Raw genomic sequence first — 23,031 nt, forward strand, 5'->3', positions numbered from 1 at the left:
TTTTTTATGCCTGTATTTTATATCAGTTATTAGCAGCGAAAAGCGCTGCGTAATAACCTGTCGATAAAGATGATGCTCAGGCTGGACTGATCTTGTACTGCCAATCTAAGCATCAAAACAACAATATTCAGAATCGACTAATTAAACAATGGACGCAAAACAGCAGGCTTGCGCTCATTCTTCGCTTAGTTTAGCCTGCTATTTTCCGCCGTTTATTAAGGCGTTAGTTGTCTTATGAGTAAATTGAAATATCGAGACGTCCATACAAATGAATTTTCCGATTCGGAAATTTGGGAAGCTATAAAAAATGACGATCGTGAAGCACTAATTTTAATTCCTATGAAGTTAGGATTTTGTCATGACAATTGGAGATTCACTCAAGAAGTTAGTGTTCGATTGGCTGAGCACCCAGATGAAAATATTCGTGGTAATTCGATGCGAGGCTTCGCTTATACAGCGATGAACCATGGCAAACTAGAAAAGAACATCGTTAAACCAGTTTTGTTACGTGCTCTAAAAGATTCCAGTGACTGGGTTAGGAGTTGTGCTCAAGATGCAATTGATGATGTTAATAACTACATGGGGTGGCGCATAGGAACTGCAAAAGAAAACAAAGAACGTGAAAAACGTTTTTATGAACGCAGGAAAAACGACAACTAACAAGTGCCTAAACCAAAGGACGCAAAACAGCAGGCTTGCGCTCCTTCGTCGCTAATTTTAGCCTGCTATTTCGCGCCGGTTAGGCAAGCGTTATGAGTATTCGAAAGTATGGGTATTGACGAAAATCTAGAAGATAAATTTTACGAAGTTGTAGATGAATTTATGCAAAGTGCTATAGCAAAGGAAAATGAACTTTCTATTCCTCAAGTGAATTCATCTTTTATGTATACCATGGCTTGCTATGCGGCTAGGTATTACGCAATAAAATCTGAAAATGAACAAGTCGATTTGGAATCATTTATCAAAGAGCATATGGAGTTTTTCGAGTCTTCGATACGCTCAGGTGTAGAATACTATACATCTGAAGAAGAAAACTCATAACAAGCTGTGCAAGCGGGACTGCTAACGTTTGGCTCGGTTTCGCTTCGCTGCACATTTTAGCCAAACATTATCAGCCCCTTAACAGGGCGTTATGTTTTCAGGAGAGTACGCACTTGTCGATAAATTGGAATGAAGCTGACTATTCAAGTTATGGATGGGTGTTAGATAAGCCAGAAGAGCAGTTTTATATTGAAGAGGGTTTTAATAATGACAGGCTTATTTTATGCGGCCCTTCCAATCAGTTAGGCTTAAGTGCTTATCAAGAAAAGAAAGTACGAGATGGTTGGGCAAAAATATTACCAACCTTAAAGAGTGTTGAAATGTTATGGGTAGCTCCAAAAGTTAACCAAAAACTTTTTGATGCCATTTGTGATATGCCTAATTTGAAAGGCCTTTCGATAAAGCACTCTAGTATAAAAAATATCGACTTTAGCAAGTTATCTAATTTGGTGTACTTCAACTTAGGTAGCTCTACTCAATTAAGTACTTTAAATGGAATTGAAAAACTAACTAATCTTAAGTGGTTAGAATTTGAAAACATAAAAAACATTTCAGATATCCGAGAGCTCGCTCAGCTAACAGATTTAAAGGCTCTTAGCCTAAACGGCAGCATGTGGGCAACTCAAAAGTTAGATACGTTATCTCCAATTAAGAGCTTAATAAACTTAGAACACCTAAGTCTTGTAAATACGAGAGTGCTCGATAAAAGTCTTGAGCCATTGCATAATTTACCTAACCTTAAAGGGGTTGACTTAGCTGAGTGGTGGCCCGATGAACAAGTTAGTGCCTTGCAGCAAGCTAATTCTAGGCTGCTTAAGAATTGGAAAGAGTGGCGAGATTGGTAGCAAAGAAAACATAACAAACGTATCAAAAATGACGTCAAACGCTTGGCTGGCGCTCATTCTTCGCTAATTTTAGCCAAGCATTATCCGCATTTTATGCGTGCGTTAGCCACCACAAAAGGGTTCGAAGCCAAGGAAGATAAATGAGTTCTAAGTTTTTAAATTTCTCGCTTTTATTGATTGCACTGCTGACCAAACCAAAATCATGGATCGTCACTGGCGCATCACTTTTGGTGCTGACCGTAATGAAGTTTTTCTTTGAGGGGCAATCTATATTCTTCAAGCATTGGAACGACATATGGGCAGGCATGATCAATCCTGCTGTTCCATTAGAGCAAAAAGTGTTTATTGTTAGCTTCTTCATTTTGGTAACTGGGCTGGCAATGTACTACACAAATATTTTTAAACTGCTCGTAATACACCAATACAAGCGTTTTGGCAGTAAACCCAAAGTATAAATGGCTAACAAGGCGCTCAATGCTCGGCCAACAAGTTGGCCTGGACAGTCACTGCTACGGCCTTTTTGGTTTAAGTCGCTTCGCGCCAATTTACACCAAAAATTCCTCCACAGTGCCTGCCCATTAGCTTGGCGTTAGCCCATAGAAGTTTTTCTGCGAAATTAGCCTAATACAGCCGACCATCTATAATATTTTTGTCAAAATAATAAAACAAGCGACACCCACTGTTATTTGTATCTATGCTGGCAAAGTGAGATTAAAGCGTGCGGAAACACTTAAAGAATATGGACAAAAACGATCTAAGATAGGGTGACCTTTGGCGGATAAGCTTATCGCTACACTAAAATTGGGTTATCGCGCACAACAAAGCGCTGTAAATACAGCAGTAGGAAATTCTACCGTTGAGAGTGTGAATTTTGCTAAGCCAACAAGCGCTCGCAATTTGTTAGGTTTGTCCGCCTTCGCTTTTGTAGTGTTTCACAGTAGGCGGTTACTGTTCGCTCTCGACCAACCGCGCCGTGAAATACCCGAGAAAACTGCGTAGTGAGTTTTATCCAGTTCTCAGGTTCTATATTGAGTCGAGTGAGTATGGGCTGAGATTCAAAGATATAGCCTCGCTTGTCGTCTCGAATACAACGGACTGTGAGTTCAACCAATTCAATATAGGATTTGAGTTCAAAAGGCAGGCCTTTTGGCATATGTTTTCGTGGGCTGCCCACAAAGCGTAGTAGGTTTTTTGATGCTGGTGTAGTCTGAGGTTTCAGGCGTTGCGGCGATGTTGGATCTAATGGGGTTTAAGTCTACGTAAGCGAGGCAAGCGGCCAATGCAGCCTCGTCCAGTAATGCCTGGGATTTAAACCGTCCTTCCCAAAAACGGCCTGTACAATTATCTTCTTTATTTGCTCGGCGGGCGATGTTTTCGTTAAGCACTCGCATAAACCAGCTAATATCGGCTAGTCTTTCCCTGTATTTATCAACCAGTTCATCTAGTATCAACTGCTCCGATTCATTGATTGACTCACCTTCAGTAAACTTACGGGTGACCCAATTACCTTTAAACAACTTGTGCCATCGTATCACAATCGCTTCATCGGACAGACGCTTCGCCTTGTTGTCATCAACATATAAAACAATGTGAGTATGATTACTCATCACGGCATAAGCACAGACATCAATGCAAAATATGGAAGCCAACATCAATAGCTTTTCTTCAACCCAGTCCCGGCGGTGCTCGTATGATTTTCCAGTAAATTTATCTTCACCACACAGAAAAGCACGCCTTACGCAACGAGAGATACAGTGATAGTATTTGGTGTCGGTTAAACTGATTTGTCTTTTACGGGCAGTGGTCATAGTTTGATTTCCTCAATCCTTTAAATGCAGAATTAAAGCTTTGGCGGTATCTTAGGAAGGTGCAAATTAGAGGTGGGTGTCAGCGATTTGTTCTTCTGAAGAAACGTTAAAGGAATTATCTAATTACAAGCATGAATATGTTTAAAGGAGTTTTGCATGCTAGCAGTTTCTTTGATGGAGAAATATATCCGTTATGAATGTATACCTGGTTTAGAAGATTTATTTGCATGTCTCGGCACCAAGTACGTAACTGAAGAACAGTACTTACAAATGGCATCAGATATAAGAAAAGTGCACAGTAATTTATCAGGTATGGATGTGGTTTACTATGGTGATATTTTTGATACAGCAGTGTTTTTTGAGCTAGAAGCTGCGAAAGTTGGCGTCAGATCAAATTTGAAAAAGCAAATACGGGGCGGTTAAGTGAGAGTTTTTATAAAAAGGCTTGAGCGAGTAATAGAAAATCTAAAAAGTCCTTTCTGGGAAGTTTATGGTGTAGTTATTGTTTTGGCAACGTTTATAGGTTTAATTATCGCATTGCTAAACATTGATGAAGGCGGGTTAATCATAACTTCAACAGTATTGGTTGCGCTTTTTACCATAGTAATAGCTGTGGCTAATCTGGGGGTTTTGCGTGTGGCAATTCAAGCCAAAGATGCTTTTAAGGTACATGAATCTTTTAGTGAAATTAAAGAATTTGCTATTCAGTATGAACGACACTTACGACTTTCACTTGAAGCATATTTCTATGCATTGCGTTTTATCCAGAGAGAACGATTTGACGAGGCTGGCAAGTTATCTTTTCAAGCATAACAGTCAATTGACAACCTTGAGAAGATACACTTTCAATTAGAAGAGATGAGACTAGTTATGCTAAATAAATTAACGCTGTTCCCGTACCTTCTCCCGACGTCAGAAAAAGAAACAATAGATATGCTAGACCAGTATACAAGGCGTTTTATGGCGACCACGATAAATGATATTAGCTGTTATCTATCTGTCCTAAAGAGAGTTGTAGAAGAAAGACAAGTTAGTAAATATATAGATAACAACTATAACCATCATATCTTGGATGATAGAGAGAGAAGTCCAGCACCTTATATCTTTGTAAAGACGATGACTATCTGCGTGATGTTAACGCTAACTATAAGGGGTTACCGCAGAATGATGACAGGTTTGAAAGGCTGTTTTGTGCATATAAGGCTTGGTCTAATTCTGGCAAAGGAGTGTTTGATTGTATCAGGGAAATTGAGATTCCACCTCTAAACGACCCGCCTTGTAGTGACCATGCTAAAAAAACTTTTGGAGTGTTGGAAGGTGAGATTAGAGTTCAAATCAAAAAGCTATTGGGTACATAACTAATGTGGTAATTTGCATAACTCGACGGTTGTGCCTATGATGCTCTTATTTGCAACTTTTGAGTTATGCAGTGGGTGCTGCTCTAGACGTATTACAAACCAGTCCTGAAGCAATTTAAAAAAGAAAGAAACAAGTGACACCCACTGTTAAAAAGCATGCTTCAATCAACAACCAGCAAGCTCGTGACCTTACCGGTATAAGAGAAGCAGAGAAAATCACGACTATATTTGGCAAACTCAGAGATCAAAAAGTCTTGCTGAAAAGTGGTGCTAAGGCTGTAAAAGATATTGTTTGGACAATAGCGTAAAAATCGTATAACAAACTGTTTAAGAGTGATTCGCTAAAAAAACAAATGACACCCATAAAACAAATGGAATGGAAACAAGTGACACCCACTGTTATTTGCATTTTTCTAGATGGTATATTTAGAAGAATGCTGATAAGTTCTTTACATACTGATAGTTAACTGCGCGCGTTTTCACTGGCCCAACGAGGTAAACGCGCATGCGCACGAATAAAATGTTAAAGGCACAAGGAGGCTGTCGTTGTATTCTAATATTTTTGACCACCCAGAAATGAAAGATGCTCATATTTTTGAGCTTTCAAACTCACCTTATAAGGCTCAGTTTTATGACGGTTCGTTCCATTTTGAAAGTAATAATAAAAAGATCGGGATAGTCGATCAGTTTCAAGGAAAAAGACCCGCAGTATTAAATAGGGAGTTTGTAGTAGATAGAAAAGAGTTACAGTTTTATATAGTTCATACTCTGATATTAGACTCTCATATTGTTGATGGGTTGCACCGTTTTATATCTGGGAAAGGTAAGCTAGACATTGATAGTAGAGTTGTGACTAAAGACTTCCTTAAACATGTTTCAAAATTAAATTGTGACTACAGTCCTATGTTTTATTTAGCCGAGAATATGGCTAAATCTTCTAAAGAGCAATTTGTAAAGACTTCAAGTGAAAAGTTAGCATCTATATTAAGGTTACATTGTATGGAAGAGTCTTCTTTCGTTGAAAACGAAGAGATTAAATACAAAAAGGATGCATTAGACCATTATTATGATTTATATGGTGCTTCGAATTTTGATGACTGTGGTGCTAACTGGGCTAAATCCCTCGTTGATTCACAGGAATTGAAATACTATATAGACTTAACAAGAGTATCTTATGCTTGCCTTTTAAAGATGGTTTTAATACATTTTATGAATCCCACTATAAATGAAAAAAACATTCTTTATAAAAACAAAGAGTTCGAAACCTTTTTGACTTCAGAATTAAACATTCTGATGGCTAGAGAAGTAAACCTAGCATTATATTATTTTTCAAATTTTGCTGGTAAGTTTGTAAACGTACAACCAAATATGTCTTTCGCAAAAGCTGTTAAGAACTTAAAAGCCACCGCTTGGGATTTGCTCCTGTTAAGGCTACCTGAGTTTTTGTTAACACCTTCAAATCTTCCTGAAATAAATACAGCTTACATAGTTAGCTCTGAGGAAAAGCTTTTATCAGTGGGAGATATGTTTAATTTAGAATCCATTTTTTATTCTGACTTAAAATCAAAGGCATCACCAAAGTTAAGTTTTAATGCTGAAATCTTTGAGTCCGTAATATCCAAAGATAAATTAGATGCTGTATTCAGAGATAGAGAACAGTTATCACTAAGTCGTCTACAAGAAAATTTAGCAGCACCGATATCAGATAGTAAACTAAATTGGTTAATAGAAGACCTTGAGAACCAATTAAAATACCTGTGTGCATAGTGTGCCCTTAACAAGGCCATTAAGTCGGATTCGTAACAGCTTGCTCGGTTCCACTTCGTTCCACATTTTAGCAAGCTATTACTCACCGCTTATGGCGGCGTTAGAAGACTATGACGATATTCGAACCTAAGGTGCTATTAATTGAATCACCATATAAATCAGATCGCAGTACGATAGTTGATGAAGTTAAACTATCTAATAACGGTTTAGATATTATCGTTGAGTCAAAGAGTTGGAAAATAAAAGCCAATTTTGATGCATCATGGGGCTTTAGGGTTCTTGATGAAGGTGACTTGGGTGAGTTTTGGTCCGAATGTGATTTGACTAAAGGTTGGTGTTTTGAAGTAATTGAAGGTGGTTGGAACTCTTTAGAAAAAACGCGAGCTCATTTCGTGACAGGCAAGCTTTGTGAAGCACGGGAGTATCTAATTATTGGTTTGAATGAGTGCGTATCAATCCTAGCTCATGAGCCTCCAATAATTACTGAATTAGTGTCATCTAACAAAGTTGTAAACGCGGACAAATAACAGTTGGTTTTGTTCGTGCCTTACAAATTTTAGCACACTATTTTTAACCCTATTAATTGAGCGTTAGCTTTCATCGACTATTTATCAAGGATTCAGATAATAAATGTTTATAAAAATAGTTAAGATATTTTTGATTCCTCTTTCTTGCATAATTACTCTAGGGGTTATTAATGCTTATATATTCGTTCCTGACCTACGGCGACATGGCGAGATTGTAGCCTATCGAGGCGGTGGAAGCGCAGTTAACTATGAAAAATTAAATAAAACTGGCTGTACCTCCCTTTCTATAAAAGCATCAAGGGCCAATTCAGTTGAGAACACATTAGAAGCTGTGGCTTCTTCCATCGCAGCCGGAGCTAAGGTAATTCATCTAAATGTGCACAAAACTAGTGATGATCAACTGGTAGTTATTCATGACTGGACATTAGATTGTGCTACAAACGGCTCTGGGCCGGTACATAAAACATCATTTGAGCAGTTGAAAAGTATTGATGCAGGATATGGATACACGTTTGACGATGGTGCGACCTTCCCATTTAGAGGGTAAGGTTTTGAGATTTCCAAGTTAGAGGCGTTTTATAAACGATATCCAAAGTATGAGTTTTGGTTAAACCTAAAGAATAACGACATACGTTCATTCGAAACTCTATATGAGTATCTATCAGGAAAAATATCTAGCCATATTGTCATCACCTCTTCAAAAGGTATGGAGTGGTTTCGAAATAAGGATCCATCTTTGCGGTTAGCAAGCGTTGATAGTGTCAAGAATTGCGCAATAGGTTATCTTTTAGTGGGATGGGCAGGGTTAGTTCCAGAGTCCTGTAGGAACACTGTTCTTTTTATACCTCCCTCGATGACAAAGTATTTCTGGGGCTATCCTGAACGCCTAGCATCAAGACTTCAGAGCTATGATTCGGATGTTTACCTTTGGTCTCGACATGAACCGATCACTCAACCATACAATGACGTTGTCGCATCGGGTATTGGAGTTATCACTAGTGATCTTGATTTTATTCGTGCAACACAAGCTGACAAACGCATCAATCAGGACGTTATTTCCAAAGAATAAAAATTGGAACTTTGTAAAACTTCGAAAGATTAAAAGTTGTTAACTCACAAGGTTTATAAGGTAATTCTTGAGTCGGAGGGCGTTGAAAAAATTGCTGTACAATACAATGTGACGATAGAAGGCAAGTTCGGTGTTGAGCATCAAATTAATGCTTTTAGCAGCCAGTTATTTGCAAAACTATCTGGCTAGATAAGGAAATACTTTAATGTGATTTTAAAGGCGATGAGTGAACTCATTTTGTATCCAAGCCCAAGGGTATTTAAATGCGCCAAATAAAAGCCAGCAATTTGCTGGCTTTTTTGATGTTTTTACATTTACATGGCGTCGTATTCGTCTTGCCAGAAGAATTTTTCTTCTCCAAATGCTGGCTTTAAGTCATCTAGCCAGTGAGCATTTTCATCAAATTTGGCAAAGAATGGGCGCTGCACCCAGTCAGGATTTCGTGCTTGAATAAAGCGCAGCACAAATACCTTTTCACCGGCTATCTCAGTCACACCTGACACTTCAACTTTACCAGGGCCTGCACTCATTGAAGGGCCTCTCACTGTACGGCTGACTCCAGACACTTGTTTATAAGCTTCACGGAAGGTTTCCCACGTTTTATGTAGTGGAATTTCAAAGTAGCGCTTAGCTCCTGTATCACGCTCTATAAACATGTAGTATGGGATCATGCCAAGCTGAGTTTGCTCTTTCCACATCTCAGCCCACATATCTGCATCTACGTTTATATTATTTAAAAGAGGCGCTTGTGTTCTTATCTGAGCACCAGTCTTACGTATGAGCTTGATTGCTTCGCGGGTGACTTCTGTACGCAGTTCTTGCTTGTGATTAACATGCGCCATAATTGATACGTGTTTACCTGCATCAACAAGCTCTTTGAGTAATTTTAGCAACTCTTGTGCGTCTGGATCGGTTACATATCTAAACGGCCAGAAGGTGAGGGACTTTGTACCGATACGGATAGTACGAATGTGGTCAAATCTTGGCTCTTTCAACGCTTCTAAATATTTTCGTAGTTTAACAGTGCGCATAACCATAGGGTCGCCACCAGTCATCAAAAGATCCGTCACTTCGGTGTGCTCGGCTAAGTAATTATGAAGTAGCTCGGCATCATTATTATTGAATCTTGTTGCTTTGCCGACAAACTGAGCCCAGCGGAAGCAAAATGTACAATATGAATGGCAGTATTGACCTTGAGATGGGAAGAATAAAACGGTTTCTTTATATTTATGCTGGATCCCGTCTACACGCTCACCTTCATATTCAGGGACGTTTTTTTCCATTTGCCCAGCAGGGTGTGGATTTAACTTTTGGCGAATTTCAGTCGCAAGGTTAAATACCTCTTCTGGGGTATGTTCTTTACTTAACAGCGCAGCCATTTTATCGTAAGACTCGTCATCCAACATACCACGCTGTGGAAAGGTTAATTGAAATACAGGATCGTTAGGCACTTTGTCCCAGTCGATAAGCTCTTCAATTACAAAATTATTAACGCGAAAAGGAAATACGTTGGCAACGACTTTCATTTGAAAGCGCAGGTGCTCTGGCAGTTTATCTAACTGCTCAATCTTATCGATCTGGCGGTGCTGATAAACGGTAAAACGAGGTGGCTGGTAAGCTTCAGCTGGCTGCAATTTGACGGTTTGCTGCATATTTAGTTTGTCTCTTTCTCACTTGCAAATTATAAAAACGAACATAGTAACATGCTGCTATTATCATTTCAGGTACAAATGTCGGAAAGTTCGAAAAAATGCAACTTAACAGCTTTGTGGTAATCTCTTTGGCTTAGTTTAATGGAGTTAGCTCGTTAATTAGACCTAACTCCTTTAAAATTACCAATTAAAAATGATCACCTGCAATTGCTGCATAAATGGCATCAGCTAATGTTAAGATGTCTTTATCAGATGAAATATATGCAGGCATGATATAAATAAGTTTGCCAAATGGTCTTATCCATACGCCTTTTTGAATAAAGAACTTTTGAATTTTGGCAACATCGACCACTCTATCTACTTCAACAACGCCGATTGCACCAAGCACTCTGACTGCTTTTACTACACTTAGATTTTGACAACGCTTGAGTGCCTCTAGCGCTTGAGATACTCGTTTAATATTGGCGTCGCACTCTTTACGCTTTAGGAGTGTTAAACTGGCGACGGCAGCAGCGCAGGCAAGTGGGTTGCCCATAAAAGTCGGGCCGTGCATTAATACCTTAGCTTCACCTTGGCTAATACCCAATGCCACGTCCTCTGTAGCCAAGGTCGCGGCTAGTGTCATATTACCACCGGTGAGTGCTTTACCTACACACATGATATCAGGTGAAATATCGGCGTGTTCACAAGCGAACATTTTACCAGTACGGCCAAACCCAGTGGCTATTTCATCTAAAATCAGCAGCACTTCATATTTATCACATAGCTTCCTAAGCGCTTTTAGGTAATCAGGGTGATAAAAGTTCATGCCTCCTGCATTTTGCACAATGGGTTCGATAATAAACGCCGCCACATTTTCATGGTGGGCTGCAAAAGCGGCTTCCAGCTGGTTGAGCTCTTCTTGACATTGAGTGCCTTCAAATTTGCTACTAGGAGCTTCGACAAACACTTGCTCAGGTAAAAAGCCTTGATACATCGCGTGCATGGAGTTGACAGGATCACACACACTCATGGCTGCGAATGTGTCACCGTGATAGCCCTTTTTGGCCGTCATAATTTGGGTCTTATTTCTTTTGCCTTTGCTCAGCCAATATTGAATAGCCATTTTGATTGACACTTCCACACTAACAGAGCCGCCGTCGGCGAGAAAAACTCGATTCAGTGGTGCAGGGGTTAGCTCTATAAGTAATTTGCATAAGTCAACGGCAGGCTGGTGGGTTAGACCACCAAACATGACATGACTCATGGTGTCAGCTTGGTTTTTTATTGCCGTGATTATTTCTGGGTGGCCATAGCCATGTACAGCGCTCCACCAAGAGGCCATACCATCAATGAGTATTTCACCCGTTTCAAGCTCAATTTTGTTTTCAAACGTTCTTTTGGCTGGATAGACTGGCAAAGGGTCAATCATTGAGGTGTAGGGATGCCAAATGTGCTGGCGATCAAATTCAATATCAATTGTTTGTTTATTGTTCATTTGTAAACCTTGTGGGCACGTACAACGTTGACAATACTAAGCTAAGAAGTAGACTAAGCCAATCACCGTCAGTTTGAATGCTCTAAATTTAACCACTACACGGTATCCGTGCGCTAAATTTAGGCAAGAATAAAAAGAGAATGAAAATATGGAATTAGGCGCGCTAAGACACGATTGGACACATGAAGAAGTAAAAACGCTGTTCACTATGCCTTTTAATGACTTACTTTTTTATGCTGCAAGCATTCACCGCAAAAATTTCAACCCCAATGAAGTACAGATCTCAACTTTGCTGTCTATCAAAACGGGAGCTTGCCCCGAAGATTGTAAATACTGTCCGCAGTCAGGCCACTATAAAACAGATCTAGAGCGTGAGCGCTTGATGGAAGTGGAAAAGGTTGTAACTCAAGCAAAGCTGGCGAAAGAAAAAGGGGCAACGCGCTTTTGTATGGGGGCAGCGTGGTCCGATCCTAAAGACAGAGATATGCCGTACATCGCCAAAATGGTCAAAGAAGTTAAAGAGCTTGGTCTAGAAACCTGTATGACCTTGGGTAAGCTTGATAATCAAAAGGCACATACGCTACGAGAAGCTGGCCTTGATTATTACAACCATAATTTGGATACCTCTCCTGAGTATTATGAGCAAATTATTACCACAAGAACGTATCAAGACCGCTTGGATACGCTTGACCATGTTAGAGACGCAGGTATGAAGGTATGCTCTGGTGGTATCGTTGGAATGGGAGAGCAGGCATCTGATCGCTATGGTCTGTTGATTCAACTCGCAAACTTACCAAAGCAACCTGAAAGTGTACCGATTAACATGCTTGTTAAGGTTAAGGGCACGCCACTTGAAAATGTTGATGACTTAGATCATTTTGAGTTTATTCGTACGATTGCCGTCGCGCGTATTATGATGCCACATAGTTATGTGCGTTTATCTGCAGGTAGAACTGCAATGAATGAACAAATGCAGTCTATGTGTTTCTTTGCCGGTGCAAACTCTATATTTTACGGCGATAAGCTACTGACCACAGAGAATCCAGAAGCAGATGCAGATATGAATCTGATCAAAAAGTTGGGCATGAACCCTGAGACGCGGGAAGATTATTCAGATGAAGCCTATGAAGCATCGTTAAGTTCAGCTATTGCCGATAAAGCGACGTCAGAGTTGTTCTACGAAGCAAACTAATTGATGTCATTTTCATATATAACGCAAGCCCTTGCAACGCGTCGCGCTGAAGGGCTTTTTAGGCAGCGCGTGTTAGTAGAGCATGCGTGTGCAAGTCGAATTACGATTGCCGGTGAGCATTACCTTAACTTTGCAAGCAATGATTATCTTGGCCTTGCGACTAAACTAGATGCTACTCAGCTGGTCTCCATAGAGGCTGGAAGCAGAAGCTCGGCATTGGTAACAGGGTATTTGAGCGTACATCAACAGCTTGAAAGTCAATTGTGTGACGCACTTGGCTATGAAGCTGCGCTGTTATTTCCAAGTGGTTTTGCTGCGAATACCAGTACACTCAAAGCATTATTCACCTCCGGGGAAAAGCAATTTAGTGCAGCGGTGTTTCAAGATAAGTTAAATCATGCCAGCTTAATAGATGGTGGATTAGCCGGAAATGCTAAATTTGTGCGCTTTAACCATAATGATCTGAACCACTTAAGGTCGAGACTGGAAAAAACAAAAGCTAACAACAAATTAATAGTTACGGAAGGCGTATTTTCTATGGATGGAGATACCGCACCTATTGTTGAAATAAGTAAACTCGCGCAATCCCATTCTTCATGGCTAATGGTTGATGATGCCCACGCCTTCGGAGTGATTGGTGAAAATGGTCTAGGAACAGTAGATACAGGTATCAAACCAGAAATACTAGTGGTAACGTTTGGTAAAGCTATGGGCTGCCAAGGGGCTGCAGTATTAGCCAGTCGGCAGGTTATCGAATATTTGGTGCAATTTAACCGTGAGTTTGTTTATACCACGGCATTATCGCCAATTATGGCCAGTGTGGCTTTACACCAGCTTAATCGATTGTTGTTGGCTACAGAGTCTAGGGACAAATTGTCGAGGAACATTGCGTATTTTAAAAAGTTAATTAGTGCCACTAACCTATCACCTATTCCAAGCGACACAGCCATCCAGCCATTGGTATTCGGCACGAGCGAAAATGTGATAGCAACACAAAATAAGCTCAAGCAAAAAGGAATTTGGGTAGGGGCGATAAGGCCGCCGACCGTACCTCAAAATACAGCGCGTTTACGTATAACAATCACGGCAGAACACAGTACTCAAGATATCGAATATCTAGTTTCTGCTCTAGTGGAGGTGTCATGAGTAAAGCAGAAGTAACACAAACTGCTAAGTGTTTTTCTAAAGCCGCGAAAACGTACTCACAACACGCCAATGTACAAAAGCAAGCCGCAAACATATTGTTCTCTCGTTTAGCTCAGAACAATAGCGAGCCGGGGGTAGTGCGTATGTTTCCTTGTTTGCTTGATTTGGGGTGTGGGCCTCATGAAAACTACCACAGACTCAAAGGGTATACCACCCAATATCTAGGTGCAGATCTAAGCTATACAATGCTCGCAAGCCAAGTAAATTTGAGCGTGAGTGTTTGCTGCGATATGGACAAATTGGCGCTGCAAGCAAACTGCATCGATTTAGTGTTTAGTAACTTTGCTATTCAATGGTCCAATTCACCTGAAATGCTATTTCAAGAGCTTTATAGAGTATTAAAAAATCAGGGGCGTGTGATACTTAGCTCGGTATTAACTGGCTCATTAGCCGAAATCAACACTGCTTGGCAAGCAATTGATGAGTGTAGTCATGTCAATACGTTCCATACTTTAACGCAACTTAGCAAATTTGCTGAAAAAGCAGGGTTTAAGGTAGTTTGGACACAAGAAGAAACCTTAATCGATAGATATGATTCTGCGCTCAAGGCGTTGCGCTCAGTTAAAAAAATCGGTGCCAATGACGTTAAAGCGCCAACAAAGCGCCAAGGACTATTGGGTAAGACGGCGTTTAGGCGTTTATTAGGACATTATCCGCAAAGTGGCTGCGGTTTTGATGTAAGTTATCAAGTGGGCTTTTTGGAACTACAAAAATGAAACACGCATATTTTATAACCGGAACAGATACCGAAGTAGGTAAGACCTACATCTCTACCTTGTTGTTAAGGCTATTAGCAAAGCATACTAAGCAAGCTATTGGTTTTAAACCCATTGCAGCTGATGCAGAAGAGGCGTTTGGTGAGTTAGTTAATGTTGATGCTATCAGCCTAATGGAAGCGGCGACTGTGCATGGTACCTACGAACAAGTGAATCCGTTTTGTTTTGCTCCACCTATTGCTCCTCACATTGCGGCAAAGCAGGCGAATGTTGAGATCACCGTTGATAAATTACATGCTCGATACGAAGATCTAACCCAATTGGGGGCTGAATATATATTGTGTGAAGGCGCAGGTGGCTGGGCGCTACCTATCAATGACACAGAATATCTATATGATTGGGTGGCGCGGGCCCAGCTTCCGGTCATTTTGGTGGTAGGTATGAAGCTTGGATGTTTAAACCACGCGTTTTTAACCGCGGAGTCGATAAAACAAAAAGGGCTTAATTTGGTGGGTTGGATTGCCAATCAAGTGGATCCTAATATGGCTGTGTTTGAAGAAAACCTTGAGAGCCTTAAACTGCGTTTAGATTGTCCGTTACTTGCAACTGCACCATACAGTGATGGGACGCCAAAACTACAACTGCGTGCTTCGCTGCTATCGTTGTTTAATTTGCCGTCTTCGGTATAGCTAAGTGATCTTGACAGCGGCTTATTTTAGCCGCTATCAAGGTGTATTTACTCGGCTTTGTGTTTTGCTTCATAATTGGGCAATAAAGAACCTATGATTTCTTTTGCTGAGATAGTGTAACGCACCCCAGAAAACATCACTGACGCGTTTTCATCTATTCCTGTAATGCCTGTTAATGTCCAGCCTTCGCCTCGCTCTGGGCAATAAACTTTTGTTGTAGGTGGGATAACTTTGAATTCTTCGCTCATTTATACTATTCCCAAAAATGGATATTATAAAACATTCCAATAAATCATAAAATTGAAAGATCCAATCGTTACCAATAGTGCTACTATTGCATCAATCACTTATTTGTGTAGGCCTTAAATGGAATTCGTAACCAAAAGACTGGTTATTAGACCAATTCGTCATAGAGACTGTAGTCAATTACTTCCGTTACTCAATTTACCACAAGTCAAAGCCTTTAATGATTATGGTGATAATCTCACGGAAGTAGATTTAAAGTGTATGATCCAGATGGATATTGAGCGGTTGTATGAACGAATTGGAGGGCGCTTTTGCCTTATTTGCAAAAAGAGCAACACGATCATTGGGTGTGTTGGCTTTTATCTAGAACATGAAGAGCCTGATGGCATTTATGTAGGCTACGAACTTTCACCTGAGTATTGGGGGAGTGGGTTGATGTTTGAAGCACTCAGTCACCTATTTAAACAAGCAAAACAACTACCATTTGCTTGTTCTACAGTGATAGCAAGGGTATCTCCTAAAAATTATCGCTCGCTTAACTTATTATCACGATTAGGGTTTTGCTGTGTAAGTGACGGGTTATATCGTATTTCGCTATAAAAAAGGGCAGCTAAGCGCTGCCCTGTAATCTATCTACATTCTATCACGATAATGCTTTGATTCTCTCATCTAGCGGTGGATGTGATGCAAAGAAATCAGCCACTGATTTACCAGATGCAATGCCAAAAGCCATCATTGAGCCTTCAAGCTGCGATTCGTGGTTATGCTTTAAACGCTCTAAAGCTGAACGCATTTTATGTGCACCAACTAAGTCTGCTGCGCCTTTATCAGCTGCAAATTCGCGTTTACGGCTAAAGTAGGCAACGACGACAGAAGCTAAAATCCCGAACAGTATTTGGAAGATCATATCGAAGATAAAATACGTCCAACTACCGCCTGACTCTTCTTCATCACTATTCAAGAAGTTATCTACAATCCCAGCTAATACTTTAGCAAAGAAGATAACAAAGGTATTAACCACCCCTTGGATCAACGTAAGCGTAACCATATCACCGTTAGCGATATGTGATACTTCATGCGCTAATACCGCTTCGGCTTGGTCTTGACTCATGTTATGCAGCAGGCCTGTACTAACAGCAACTAGGCTGTTATTTTTACTAGGACCTGTAGCAAAAGCGTTCATTTCAGGACTATCATAAATTGCAACTTCAGGCACAGCAATTCCTGCTTTTTTAGCCTGCTGCGTTACAGTTGATACTAGCCAATGTTCAGTCTCGTTACGTGGCTGTTCAATAACAACTGCGCCAGTGGACTTTTTAGCCACCCATTTGGACATAAACAATGAAATAAAGGAACCACCGAACCCAAATACGGCGGCGATAATCATAATGCCAGTGTAACTACGGCTAGATATGCCAAATACAGACATTATAATAGATAGCACGATCCCTAACACCAGCATAACTGCTAAGTTAGTTATCAAGAATAAGATGACGCGTTTCATTTTGACCTCATTAGACAAAGTAAGGAACTAAGTAACTTTTCCCAAGCACTTGCTTATTACATCAGCCCTTGCTGCATTTATATGGCCATCTGTACAAAAGTACAAGTTAAATTACATGAATATTTCAAAAGGAACACATCATACACTTTGGTTACTAATTAATTTTAACTTTTGTGATAATCTATAGATAAGATCGTCAACAGAAGAGGCCTCATCATTTAACCCTTCAATTACCGTCATAAAGTAGCAATCCATCATTACCGAAGCTTTTAATTCATCATATTCCTGCTCACTAAAAAGTAGCTGCTTAAATAAGTCCAACTGAACAGAGAAAAAATGGCTCTGCCAGATTATCCCAGTTATTAGTTCTTTACTAAACGCGCGATTATCAAGATAAAAGGCAAATAAGTATTTAGCATAATGCCTAAGCTTCAAGCTGGCACTGTGTTGAGTATCAGATTTTTGGGCTTGTGCTATAAGCTGCTCTATCTGTTCGTACATCGCTACTTTTAAAATCTCTAGCTTAGTAGGAAAGTGCGCAAATACCGTGCCCGTGGCAACACCTGCCTGTTGAGCAATTTGCCTTGTAGTAGTCTCTTCAAAGCCTTTTTGCTGGAACAGCAGCCAACCTGACTCTAGGATCTTCTTATATGTAATTTCTCTTTTTTTCATAAGGTTACCATTTTATTTGCAGGCAATTGTAGCACGGTTATAAGTAATTTCAGATATAATTTGCATTTTTTGAGCGCGCTCATTATTATAATTGAGCACGCTCAAAAAAAGATAGGAGTCTCGACCATGCAGCAGTTGCGTTTATTCATAGGATATATACTTTTTATGCCGTTCATTGGCTTTTATAGTTATGTACTAGGACCAATATTAAAGCTTGTTTTGTTGCCAGGGGGGTTGGCTGTTTTATGTTTGATTATGGGGCCAAAATCTTTCTTTGCTCACCTTAAAAGAGCTAAAGGTCTAGAATTAACAGTACAAACTAATGAAAGTAGAGCCAGAAGTTAGGCACAGCTCAGATTTTACTTTACTCATTGGATTGACGTTTCCATATGTTGAATAGTCGGTGCGTAAGGCTGTACATGGATAGAACCACGTTACTACGCAGTCCAATAACTGCAAAAAAGTAAGTTTTGAATTGGTAATCACTCCTCCGATTGTTCCAATAAGTTGATTCTTCGCATTAAAGACGAACTCAGGTATAATGCGCCGAGCTAAGGCATGAAGGGCCTTAGCTCTGTATCGTTCAAAATTAGTCGAGGAATTATTATGACCGTTGGCATCATTATGGGTTCAAAATCAGATTGGCCTACAATGCAGCATGCAGCCGAAATGTTGGAAAAGTTTGGTATCGAGTATGAAACAAAGGTGGTTTCTGCTCACCGCACACCTCAGCTTCTGGCTGACTACGCTTCGACGGCAGCAGAGCGTGGGATCAAAGTAATTATTGCAGGTGCCGGCGGCGCTGCACATTTGCCAGGTATGGCAGCCGCATTCACTAGCTTACCGGTACTTGGAGTTCCAGTAAAATCGAAGACCCTAAACGGTGTTGATTCATTACTTTCTATTTGCCAAATGCCAAAAGGTGTTGCAGTAGGCACACTTGCAATTGGTGATGCCGGTGCTGCAAATGCAGGATTGTTAGCAGCTCAAATCTTAGGTTGTCAACAGCCTGAAATATTTGCAAAGGTAGAAGCGTTCAGAAAAGAGCAAACAGACACCGTATTAGCTAACCCAGACCCTGCGAAGTAACATGAATATTCTTGTTTTAGGTGCGGGCCAGTTGGCTCGTATGATGAGTCTGTCAGCAACTCATCTAGATATCAAAGTGCTTGCTTACGATGTTGGTAGTAAAACAGTAATAAACCCCGTTACTTTTACAACGACATCAGAGTCACTTCAACAAGCAATCGAAAGTGCCGATGCGATTACTGCTGAGTTTGAACATATCCCACTGGATATACTGGCTTTATGCCAACAAAGTGGTAAGTTTTATCCCGGTGCTGAAGCCATTGCGACGGGTGGAGACAGAGCAAAAGAAAAAGCACTCTTGGACAAAACCAAAGTACCATGTGCACCGTTTAAAATTATCACAGATAGATCCCACTTTCTTGACGCAATTGAAGAACTTGGTATGCCATTGGTGGTTAAAACTTGCCAAGCGGGATACGATGGAAAAGGGCAATGGCGAGTAAAGTCAGAAGCAGAAATCGATGCAATCTGGGATGAAATGTCAGCATTTTTGCAAGCAGGTACACAAGCGCAGCCTCACTCTATTGTTGCGGAAAAAATGATCCCATTTGATCGCGAAGTATCAATTATTGGTGTTCGAACAAAAGAGGGCGATTGCAAAATATATCCTCTGACAGAAAATCAGCACACAAATGGTGTACTGACGCTTTCTCTTGCAGGTAAAGAAAAGGCGAGTATTCAAGCTCAAGCAGAAGAAGCATTTTCCAAGCTCGCCAATGAGCTGAATTATGTTGGTGTTTTAGCTATCGAATTCTTTGATGTTGAAGGGCAGTTACTGGTTAATGAGATTGCTCCAAGAGTTCACAACTCAGGTCATTGGACTCAACAGGGCGCTCACGTAAGTCAGTTTGAAAACCACATTCGTGCTGTAGCGGGTTTACCTATCGGTGATACAAATCTACTGCGTCCAACTGCTATGATAAATGTGTTAGGACAAGCGCATATCCCACCACAAGTACTCGCAATACCTGGAGTCACTAGCCACTGGTATGGTAAATCTGCAAAACCAGGACGCAAAGTTGGACACATTAATGTTTCAGCAGACTCTCTACACAAATTAGGTGAAGTACTGGCTGAGCTGGCCGACATTTTACCAGAGCAGCATTACCCCGGTGTGATGGACACTGCACAGCAGTTAGTCTTAAATTAACACATTTTAGAAGGAGTTAAGTTTTATTATTAACTCCTTCAACACCTAGTTTCTCACAAGCTTGCTAGTGGCTCTAGCTCCCTGATAAAAATGCAATTTTTAATAACATTAAAAAAGTTTATTTTTTTGCTGTTTTTTTGGAACTCTTTTTCAAATGTACTGTCTACTTTAATGAGGCGTGGATAGGCCTCACTTCATACTCGTTGTCCATCAACGACTATGTGAGCGCAGAGAGTATTTGGCCAGCATCCCATGCTGGCCTTTTTTTGTCCCACCCATGCGGTCTTTAATCTTAAATTATTCGATATTCCGCTGGCTTTCTGCTTAAATTAGGCAAATTTAATCACTTATAAGAAAGCACATGTTAAAACTCTCTCTTATCTCAGTGGCTGTAGCCTCAAGCCTTTTTCTTTCAGGTTGCCAAACGACCGAAGTAAGCCAGCAAACCAAGGATGTTGCAACAAATAATTCCGTTTCGCCTGTTGTAACGACTCCTGTTGATTTTGGCAGTGAGCAGATCACTTTAAAACAAGCAATGGCACATCCTGACTGGCTAGGACGTCAGCCTGAAAGTGCATTCTGGGGTGCTGATAGCGACACGATTTATTACAAACGCAAGCAAGCAGGAAACGAGTTAAGGGATCTTTTTGCAGTTAGCAATAAACAAAAAAGTACAAAGGTGTCACTTGCTGAATTACACGCGGTTGGTGCCCAAAATGCGATTTACAATTCAGATAGAACATTGCAATCGTATGAGTTCAAAGGAAACATATTCGTAAAAAACATAGAGTCAGGCGATTTAACACAAGTTACTCACTCATCAGCTTATGAATATGCACCGCAGTTTTTAACAGACAATCGTTTAGCTTACCGCGCTGGTAATGCGTTATTTGCCGTGGATTTAAAAACTGGCCTAACCAAAGAGCTAGTTAAGTTACATTTGGCCGATAAACCACAAGGGGTGAAAGAGCCCAGTGGCTATATTGCTGAGCAACAGCACAAGCTTATTCAATTTGTGGCACTAACGCATAAAAATAGTAAAGACCGTGAAGCTCGCGCGCAAGAGATTGACACCAAAAATGCCAGTATTCAAGGCAATCAATTCTACTTAGGCAAAGGCAAGGCATTAGTGTCTGTAAGCTTGGCGCCGACAGGAGATAAGCTTATTGCTGTCATAACCGATAACAAACCTAGTCGTGCAGATACCGACATTATGCCTAATTACGTGAGTCAAAATGGCGATATCGATCCGGTTAAAGCACGCCGTCGAGTGGCTGATACAGAGCCAATGAGTTCGGAAATCATTTTCATTGATTTAAACCTTGCTGAGCAAGCAACACTAAGTTACGACACATTACCTGGTTTTGATGAGGACGTATTAGCCGAGGTTAAACGTGAAAATGCTGAGGCTAACGGCGGAACCTATAACAGCAAAAAGGTACCTCGTGACATTAACCTGATAGATACTTGGGGTTGGAATCAATCTGCTATCAGGTGGAACAGTGATGGCTCACAGGTAGCTGTCATGTTAGGCGCATGGGATAATAAAGATCGCTGGATCGCCACGGTGGATTTCGATAAGCAGCAATTCATCTCACAGCACCGTCTTCATGACAATGCGTGGATCAATTATACCTACAATGATTTTGGCTGGCTAAATGATCAGAATACACTGTATTACCTTTCTGAACAGTCAGGTTACAGCCAACTATATCTGAAACCACTTAATAGCAAAGCAAAGGCAATGACTGCTGGTAAGTTTGTAGTCTCAGAGCCGACCTTAACTTCAGATAACAAGTTTATCTACTATAAGGCGAATAAAGAGCACCCGGGCTTATATGAAATCTATCGTGTAAACTTAGAGACAGGGCAAGACGAGCAAATCACAGATTTAGATGGCCTTACGGATTATCAGCTAAGCCCAAATGAACAACAGCTTTTACTTACACACTCTAAAATCATGATGCCACCTGAGCTTTACGTTGCAGACGCAGCACCAAAAGCCTCAGTATCTCGATTAACAAACACTGTTTCAGACACATTTTTAAATAAAAAGTTAATTGCACCAAAAATTGTAGCTGTGCCTTCTAGTCATCAAGGTGAGCCTGTCTATGCAAAAGTATATTACCCCGCCGACTATCAAGAAGGTGAAACCGGTAAAAATCGTAAAGCGGTTATCTTCAACCATGGTGCGGGCTACTTGCAAAACTCGCATATGGGTTGGTCCAACTACTTTAGAGAGTTTATGTTCCACTCACTCCTAGCTAGTGAAGGCTATGTTGTCATGGATATGGACTATCGTGGCTCGAAAGGCTACGGACGTGATTGGAGAACTGCTATCTATCGCCATATGGGTAAACCAGAAATTGAAGATTTGGCAGATGGTGTAGAGTGGATGGTTGATAATGCAAACGTTGACCGTGGCGCAGTGGGAACTTACGGCGGCTCATATGGCGGCTTTATGACCTTTATGGCGTTATTCACTCAGCCTGACCTGTTCCAAGCAGGTGCTGCACTGCGTCCGGTAACCGATTGGGCTTATTACAATGACCCTTACACGTCAAATATTCTTAACCGGCCGAATGTGGACCCAATAGCATACGAGCGCAGCTCACCTATATACCATGCTGAAGGGTTGAAAAACAAACTCCTCATCAACGCACCTATGGTCGATGATAATGTGTTTTTCCAAGATGTTGTGCGTCTTGTACAACGTTTGATTGAGTTAGAAAAGGAAGACTTTGAAACCGCAATTTATCCGGTGGAACCACATGGTTTCAGACAGCCATCAAGTTGGTTGGATGAATACCGCCGTATATACAAGCTGTTTAAGGAAAACTTATAATACCAATTGCTCAACGAAGAGCGTTATATTGAGGCAAGAAAATTTTGCCGAGAATCATATGGTTAGATGGCTATCTAGCTATGCTAAATGAAAAACATTTAATGCGGTTCTCGGCATATTACGTCTTCAACTCGAGCAAGTATCAAGTTAAATTAGTACAATATCTCGCAAATAAAAA

26 protein-coding genes and 1 pseudogene are annotated in these 23,031 nt (G+C 40.6%); 21 read left to right on the forward strand and 6 right to left on the reverse strand.

All coding sequences use genetic code 11. The features are described from left to right. Window positions 1-234: 234 nt before the first annotated feature. The 4 genes from D9603_RS19075 to D9603_RS19090 all read left to right on the forward strand — a co-directional run bounded on the left by D9603_RS19075 (window position 235) and on the right by D9603_RS19090 (window position 2,341). Window positions 235-660 carry a hypothetical protein gene (locus D9603_RS19075; protein WP_128732492.1) on the forward strand — a complete coding sequence of 142 codons (426 nt, stop codon included), beginning with the start codon at window positions 235-237 and terminating at the stop codon, window positions 658-660. Window positions 661-768: 108 nt separating this feature from the next. Further along, a complete protein-coding gene (locus D9603_RS19080; RefSeq protein ID WP_128732493.1) occupies window positions 769-1,041 on the forward strand; it encodes a DUF3144 domain-containing protein in 273 nt (90 codons plus the stop codon). A gap of 113 nt (window positions 1,042-1,154) precedes the next feature. Beyond that, on the forward strand, window positions 1,155-1,886 hold the full coding sequence (locus D9603_RS19085) for a hypothetical protein (RefSeq protein ID WP_128732494.1): 732 nt from the start codon (window positions 1,155-1,157) through the stop codon (window positions 1,884-1,886). A 140-nt stretch (window positions 1,887-2,026) separates the two neighbouring features. Further along, the gene (locus tag D9603_RS19090; protein ID WP_128732495.1) at window positions 2,027-2,341 is read left to right on the forward strand and encodes a hypothetical protein; all 315 of its coding nucleotides are present in this window, start codon (window positions 2,027-2,029) and stop codon (window positions 2,339-2,341) included. A gap of 419 nt (window positions 2,342-2,760) precedes the next feature. Here the strand turns inward: D9603_RS19090 and D9603_RS19095 are convergent. Next, window positions 2,761-3,694 (reverse strand): annotated as a pseudogene (locus tag D9603_RS19095) (transposase). A gap of 156 nt (window positions 3,695-3,850) precedes the next feature. Here D9603_RS19095 and D9603_RS19100 point away from each other — a divergent pair. The 8 genes from D9603_RS19100 (at window position 3,851) to D9603_RS21725 (ending at window position 8,604) form a co-directional block, all read left to right on the forward strand. Beyond that, on the forward strand, window positions 3,851-4,117 hold the full coding sequence (locus D9603_RS19100) for a hypothetical protein (RefSeq protein WP_128732496.1): 267 nt from the start codon (window positions 3,851-3,853) through the stop codon (window positions 4,115-4,117). Next, entirely contained in the window at window positions 4,118-4,507 is a 390-nt protein-coding gene (locus tag D9603_RS19105) for a hypothetical protein (protein WP_128732497.1), read from the forward strand. Window positions 4,508-5,186: 679 nt separating this feature from the next. Further along, window positions 5,187-5,360, forward strand: a complete 174-nt coding sequence (locus tag D9603_RS21720; protein WP_161972769.1) for a hypothetical protein — start codon at window positions 5,187-5,189, stop codon at window positions 5,358-5,360. 238 nt (window positions 5,361-5,598) lie between these two features. Next, window positions 5,599-6,819 (forward strand): hypothetical protein, encoded by a 1,221-nt coding sequence (locus D9603_RS19110; protein ID WP_128732498.1) that lies wholly within the window; start codon window positions 5,599-5,601, stop codon window positions 6,817-6,819. A 110-nt stretch (window positions 6,820-6,929) separates the two neighbouring features. After that, window positions 6,930-7,346, forward strand: a complete 417-nt coding sequence (locus D9603_RS19115; protein ID WP_128732499.1) for a hypothetical protein — start codon at window positions 6,930-6,932, stop codon at window positions 7,344-7,346. Between the two features lie 103 nt (window positions 7,347-7,449). Continuing rightward, window positions 7,450-7,893: a glycerophosphodiester phosphodiesterase family protein gene (locus D9603_RS22220; RefSeq protein WP_241651718.1), complete on the forward strand. Its 444-nt coding sequence runs from the start codon at window positions 7,450-7,452 to the stop codon at window positions 7,891-7,893. A 306-nt stretch (window positions 7,894-8,199) separates the two neighbouring features. Then, window positions 8,200-8,415: a hypothetical protein gene (locus D9603_RS22225; protein ID WP_241651719.1), complete on the forward strand. Its 216-nt coding sequence runs from the start codon at window positions 8,200-8,202 to the stop codon at window positions 8,413-8,415. Between the two features lie 36 nt (window positions 8,416-8,451). Beyond that, entirely contained in the window at window positions 8,452-8,604 is a 153-nt protein-coding gene (locus D9603_RS21725; RefSeq protein WP_161972770.1) for a hypothetical protein, read from the forward strand. A 125-nt stretch (window positions 8,605-8,729) separates the two neighbouring features. Here D9603_RS21725 and D9603_RS19125 read toward each other — a convergent pair whose 3' ends face one another. Further along, on the reverse strand, window positions 8,730-10,067 hold the full coding sequence (locus tag D9603_RS19125) for a 4Fe-4S cluster-binding domain-containing protein (RefSeq protein ID WP_128732500.1): 1,338 nt from the start codon (window positions 10,065-10,067) through the stop codon (window positions 8,730-8,732). Between the two features lie 187 nt (window positions 10,068-10,254). Then, window positions 10,255-11,544, reverse strand: a complete 1,290-nt coding sequence (gene bioA / locus D9603_RS19130; protein WP_128732501.1) for an adenosylmethionine--8-amino-7-oxononanoate transaminase — start codon at window positions 11,542-11,544, stop codon at window positions 10,255-10,257. Window positions 11,545-11,692: 148 nt separating this feature from the next. Between bioA and bioB the strand changes: the two genes are divergently transcribed. The 4 genes from bioB to bioD are packed head-to-tail and all read left to right on the forward strand — an operon-like array spanning window position 11,693 to window position 15,347. Continuing rightward, window positions 11,693-12,736: a biotin synthase BioB gene (bioB, locus tag D9603_RS19135; RefSeq protein WP_125254169.1), complete on the forward strand. Its 1,044-nt coding sequence runs from the start codon at window positions 11,693-11,695 to the stop codon at window positions 12,734-12,736. Between the two features lie 3 nt (window positions 12,737-12,739). Continuing rightward, window positions 12,740-13,882, forward strand: coding sequence for an 8-amino-7-oxononanoate synthase (locus D9603_RS19140; protein WP_128732502.1), 1,143 nt, complete (start codon window positions 12,740-12,742; stop codon window positions 13,880-13,882). Continuing rightward, window positions 13,879-14,658, forward strand: a complete 780-nt coding sequence (locus tag D9603_RS19145; protein ID WP_128732503.1) for a methyltransferase domain-containing protein — start codon at window positions 13,879-13,881, stop codon at window positions 14,656-14,658. Before D9603_RS19140 ends, D9603_RS19145 begins: the two co-directional genes overlap by 4 nt. Continuing rightward, window positions 14,655-15,347 (forward strand): dethiobiotin synthase, encoded by a 693-nt coding sequence (gene bioD, locus D9603_RS19150; RefSeq protein ID WP_128732504.1) that lies wholly within the window; start codon window positions 14,655-14,657, stop codon window positions 15,345-15,347. Before D9603_RS19145 ends, bioD begins: the two co-directional genes overlap by 4 nt. A 47-nt stretch (window positions 15,348-15,394) precedes the next feature. On the opposite strand, the gene D9603_RS19155 is transcribed toward bioD, so the two are convergent. Then, entirely contained in the window at window positions 15,395-15,595 is a 201-nt protein-coding gene (locus D9603_RS19155) for a hypothetical protein (protein WP_125254165.1), read from the reverse strand. 118 nt (window positions 15,596-15,713) lie between these two features. Here D9603_RS19155 and D9603_RS19160 point away from each other — a divergent pair, with 118 nt between their 5' ends. Beyond that, a complete protein-coding gene (locus tag D9603_RS19160) occupies window positions 15,714-16,193 on the forward strand; it encodes a GNAT family N-acetyltransferase (protein ID WP_128732505.1) in 480 nt (159 codons plus the stop codon). Window positions 16,194-16,236: 43 nt separating this feature from the next. Here D9603_RS19160 and htpX read toward each other — a convergent pair whose 3' ends face one another. Further along, complete coding sequence (gene htpX, locus D9603_RS19165) at window positions 16,237-17,097, reverse strand: protease HtpX (protein ID WP_128732506.1); 861 nt, start codon at window positions 17,095-17,097, stop codon at window positions 16,237-16,239. A 138-nt stretch (window positions 17,098-17,235) separates the two neighbouring features. Continuing rightward, the gene (locus tag D9603_RS19170; RefSeq protein WP_128732507.1) at window positions 17,236-17,769 is read right to left on the reverse strand and encodes a TetR/AcrR family transcriptional regulator; all 534 of its coding nucleotides are present in this window, start codon (window positions 17,767-17,769) and stop codon (window positions 17,236-17,238) included. 126 nt (window positions 17,770-17,895) lie between these two features. Between D9603_RS19170 and D9603_RS19175 the strand changes: the two genes are divergently transcribed. The 4 genes from D9603_RS19175 to D9603_RS19190 all read left to right on the forward strand — a co-directional run bounded on the left by D9603_RS19175 (window position 17,896) and on the right by D9603_RS19190 (window position 22,853). After that, window positions 17,896-18,114, forward strand: coding sequence for a hypothetical protein (locus tag D9603_RS19175; RefSeq protein ID WP_128732508.1), 219 nt, complete (start codon window positions 17,896-17,898; stop codon window positions 18,112-18,114). 261 nt (window positions 18,115-18,375) lie between these two features. Further along, window positions 18,376-18,858: a 5-(carboxyamino)imidazole ribonucleotide mutase gene (gene purE / locus D9603_RS19180; RefSeq protein WP_125254160.1), complete on the forward strand. Its 483-nt coding sequence runs from the start codon at window positions 18,376-18,378 to the stop codon at window positions 18,856-18,858. 1 nt (window position 18,859) lies between these two features. Next, a complete protein-coding gene (locus D9603_RS19185; RefSeq protein WP_128732509.1) occupies window positions 18,860-20,008 on the forward strand; it encodes a 5-(carboxyamino)imidazole ribonucleotide synthase in 1,149 nt (382 codons plus the stop codon). Window positions 20,009-20,369: 361 nt separating this feature from the next. Further along, window positions 20,370-22,853, forward strand: a complete 2,484-nt coding sequence (locus D9603_RS19190) for a prolyl oligopeptidase family serine peptidase (protein ID WP_128732510.1) — start codon at window positions 20,370-20,372, stop codon at window positions 22,851-22,853. Window positions 22,854-23,031 lie beyond the last annotated feature (178 nt).

This window comes from Pseudoalteromonas sp. PS5 (assembly GCF_004103255.1).
Lineage (GTDB): Bacteria > Pseudomonadota > Gammaproteobacteria > Enterobacterales > Alteromonadaceae > Pseudoalteromonas > Pseudoalteromonas peptidolytica.

Excerpts from the sequence above, each read along its gene's own strand:
- D9603_RS19075 (WP_128732492.1), top strand. The coding sequence starts at position 235 with ATGAGTAAATTGAAATATCGAGACGTCCATACAAATGAATTTTCCGAT.
- D9603_RS19080 (WP_128732493.1), top strand. The coding sequence starts at position 769 with ATGGGTATTGACGAAAATCTAGAAGATAAATTTTACGAAGTTGTAGAT.
- D9603_RS19090 (WP_128732495.1), top strand. The coding sequence starts at position 2,027 with ATGAGTTCTAAGTTTTTAAATTTCTCGCTTTTATTGATTGCACTGCTG.
- D9603_RS19100 (WP_128732496.1), top strand. The coding sequence starts at position 3,851 with ATGCTAGCAGTTTCTTTGATGGAGAAATATATCCGTTATGAATGTATA.
- D9603_RS19115 (WP_128732499.1), top strand. The coding sequence starts at position 6,930 with ATGACGATATTCGAACCTAAGGTGCTATTAATTGAATCACCATATAAA.
- D9603_RS22220 (WP_241651718.1), top strand. The coding sequence starts at position 7,450 with ATGTTTATAAAAATAGTTAAGATATTTTTGATTCCTCTTTCTTGCATA.
- D9603_RS22225 (WP_241651719.1), top strand. The coding sequence starts at position 8,200 with ATGACAAAGTATTTCTGGGGCTATCCTGAACGCCTAGCATCAAGACTT.
- D9603_RS19125 (WP_128732500.1), bottom strand. The coding sequence starts at position 10,067 with ATGCAGCAAACCGTCAAATTGCAGCCAGCTGAAGCTTACCAGCCACCT.
- bioA (WP_128732501.1), bottom strand. The coding sequence starts at position 11,544 with ATGAACAATAAACAAACAATTGATATTGAATTTGATCGCCAGCACATT.
- bioB (WP_125254169.1), top strand. The coding sequence starts at position 11,693 with ATGGAATTAGGCGCGCTAAGACACGATTGGACACATGAAGAAGTAAAA.
- D9603_RS19140 (WP_128732502.1), top strand. The coding sequence starts at position 12,740 with ATGTCATTTTCATATATAACGCAAGCCCTTGCAACGCGTCGCGCTGAA.
- D9603_RS19145 (WP_128732503.1), top strand. The coding sequence starts at position 13,879 with ATGAGTAAAGCAGAAGTAACACAAACTGCTAAGTGTTTTTCTAAAGCC.
- bioD (WP_128732504.1), top strand. The coding sequence starts at position 14,655 with ATGAAACACGCATATTTTATAACCGGAACAGATACCGAAGTAGGTAAG.
- D9603_RS19155 (WP_125254165.1), bottom strand. The coding sequence starts at position 15,595 with ATGAGCGAAGAATTCAAAGTTATCCCACCTACAACAAAAGTTTATTGC.
- D9603_RS19160 (WP_128732505.1), top strand. The coding sequence starts at position 15,714 with ATGGAATTCGTAACCAAAAGACTGGTTATTAGACCAATTCGTCATAGA.
- htpX (WP_128732506.1), bottom strand. The coding sequence starts at position 17,097 with ATGAAACGCGTCATCTTATTCTTGATAACTAACTTAGCAGTTATGCTG.
- D9603_RS19170 (WP_128732507.1), bottom strand. The coding sequence starts at position 17,769 with ATGAAAAAAAGAGAAATTACATATAAGAAGATCCTAGAGTCAGGTTGG.
- D9603_RS19175 (WP_128732508.1), top strand. The coding sequence starts at position 17,896 with ATGCAGCAGTTGCGTTTATTCATAGGATATATACTTTTTATGCCGTTC.
- purE (WP_125254160.1), top strand. The coding sequence starts at position 18,376 with ATGACCGTTGGCATCATTATGGGTTCAAAATCAGATTGGCCTACAATG.
- D9603_RS19185 (WP_128732509.1), top strand. The coding sequence starts at position 18,860 with ATGAATATTCTTGTTTTAGGTGCGGGCCAGTTGGCTCGTATGATGAGT.
- D9603_RS19190 (WP_128732510.1), top strand. The coding sequence starts at position 20,370 with ATGTTAAAACTCTCTCTTATCTCAGTGGCTGTAGCCTCAAGCCTTTTT.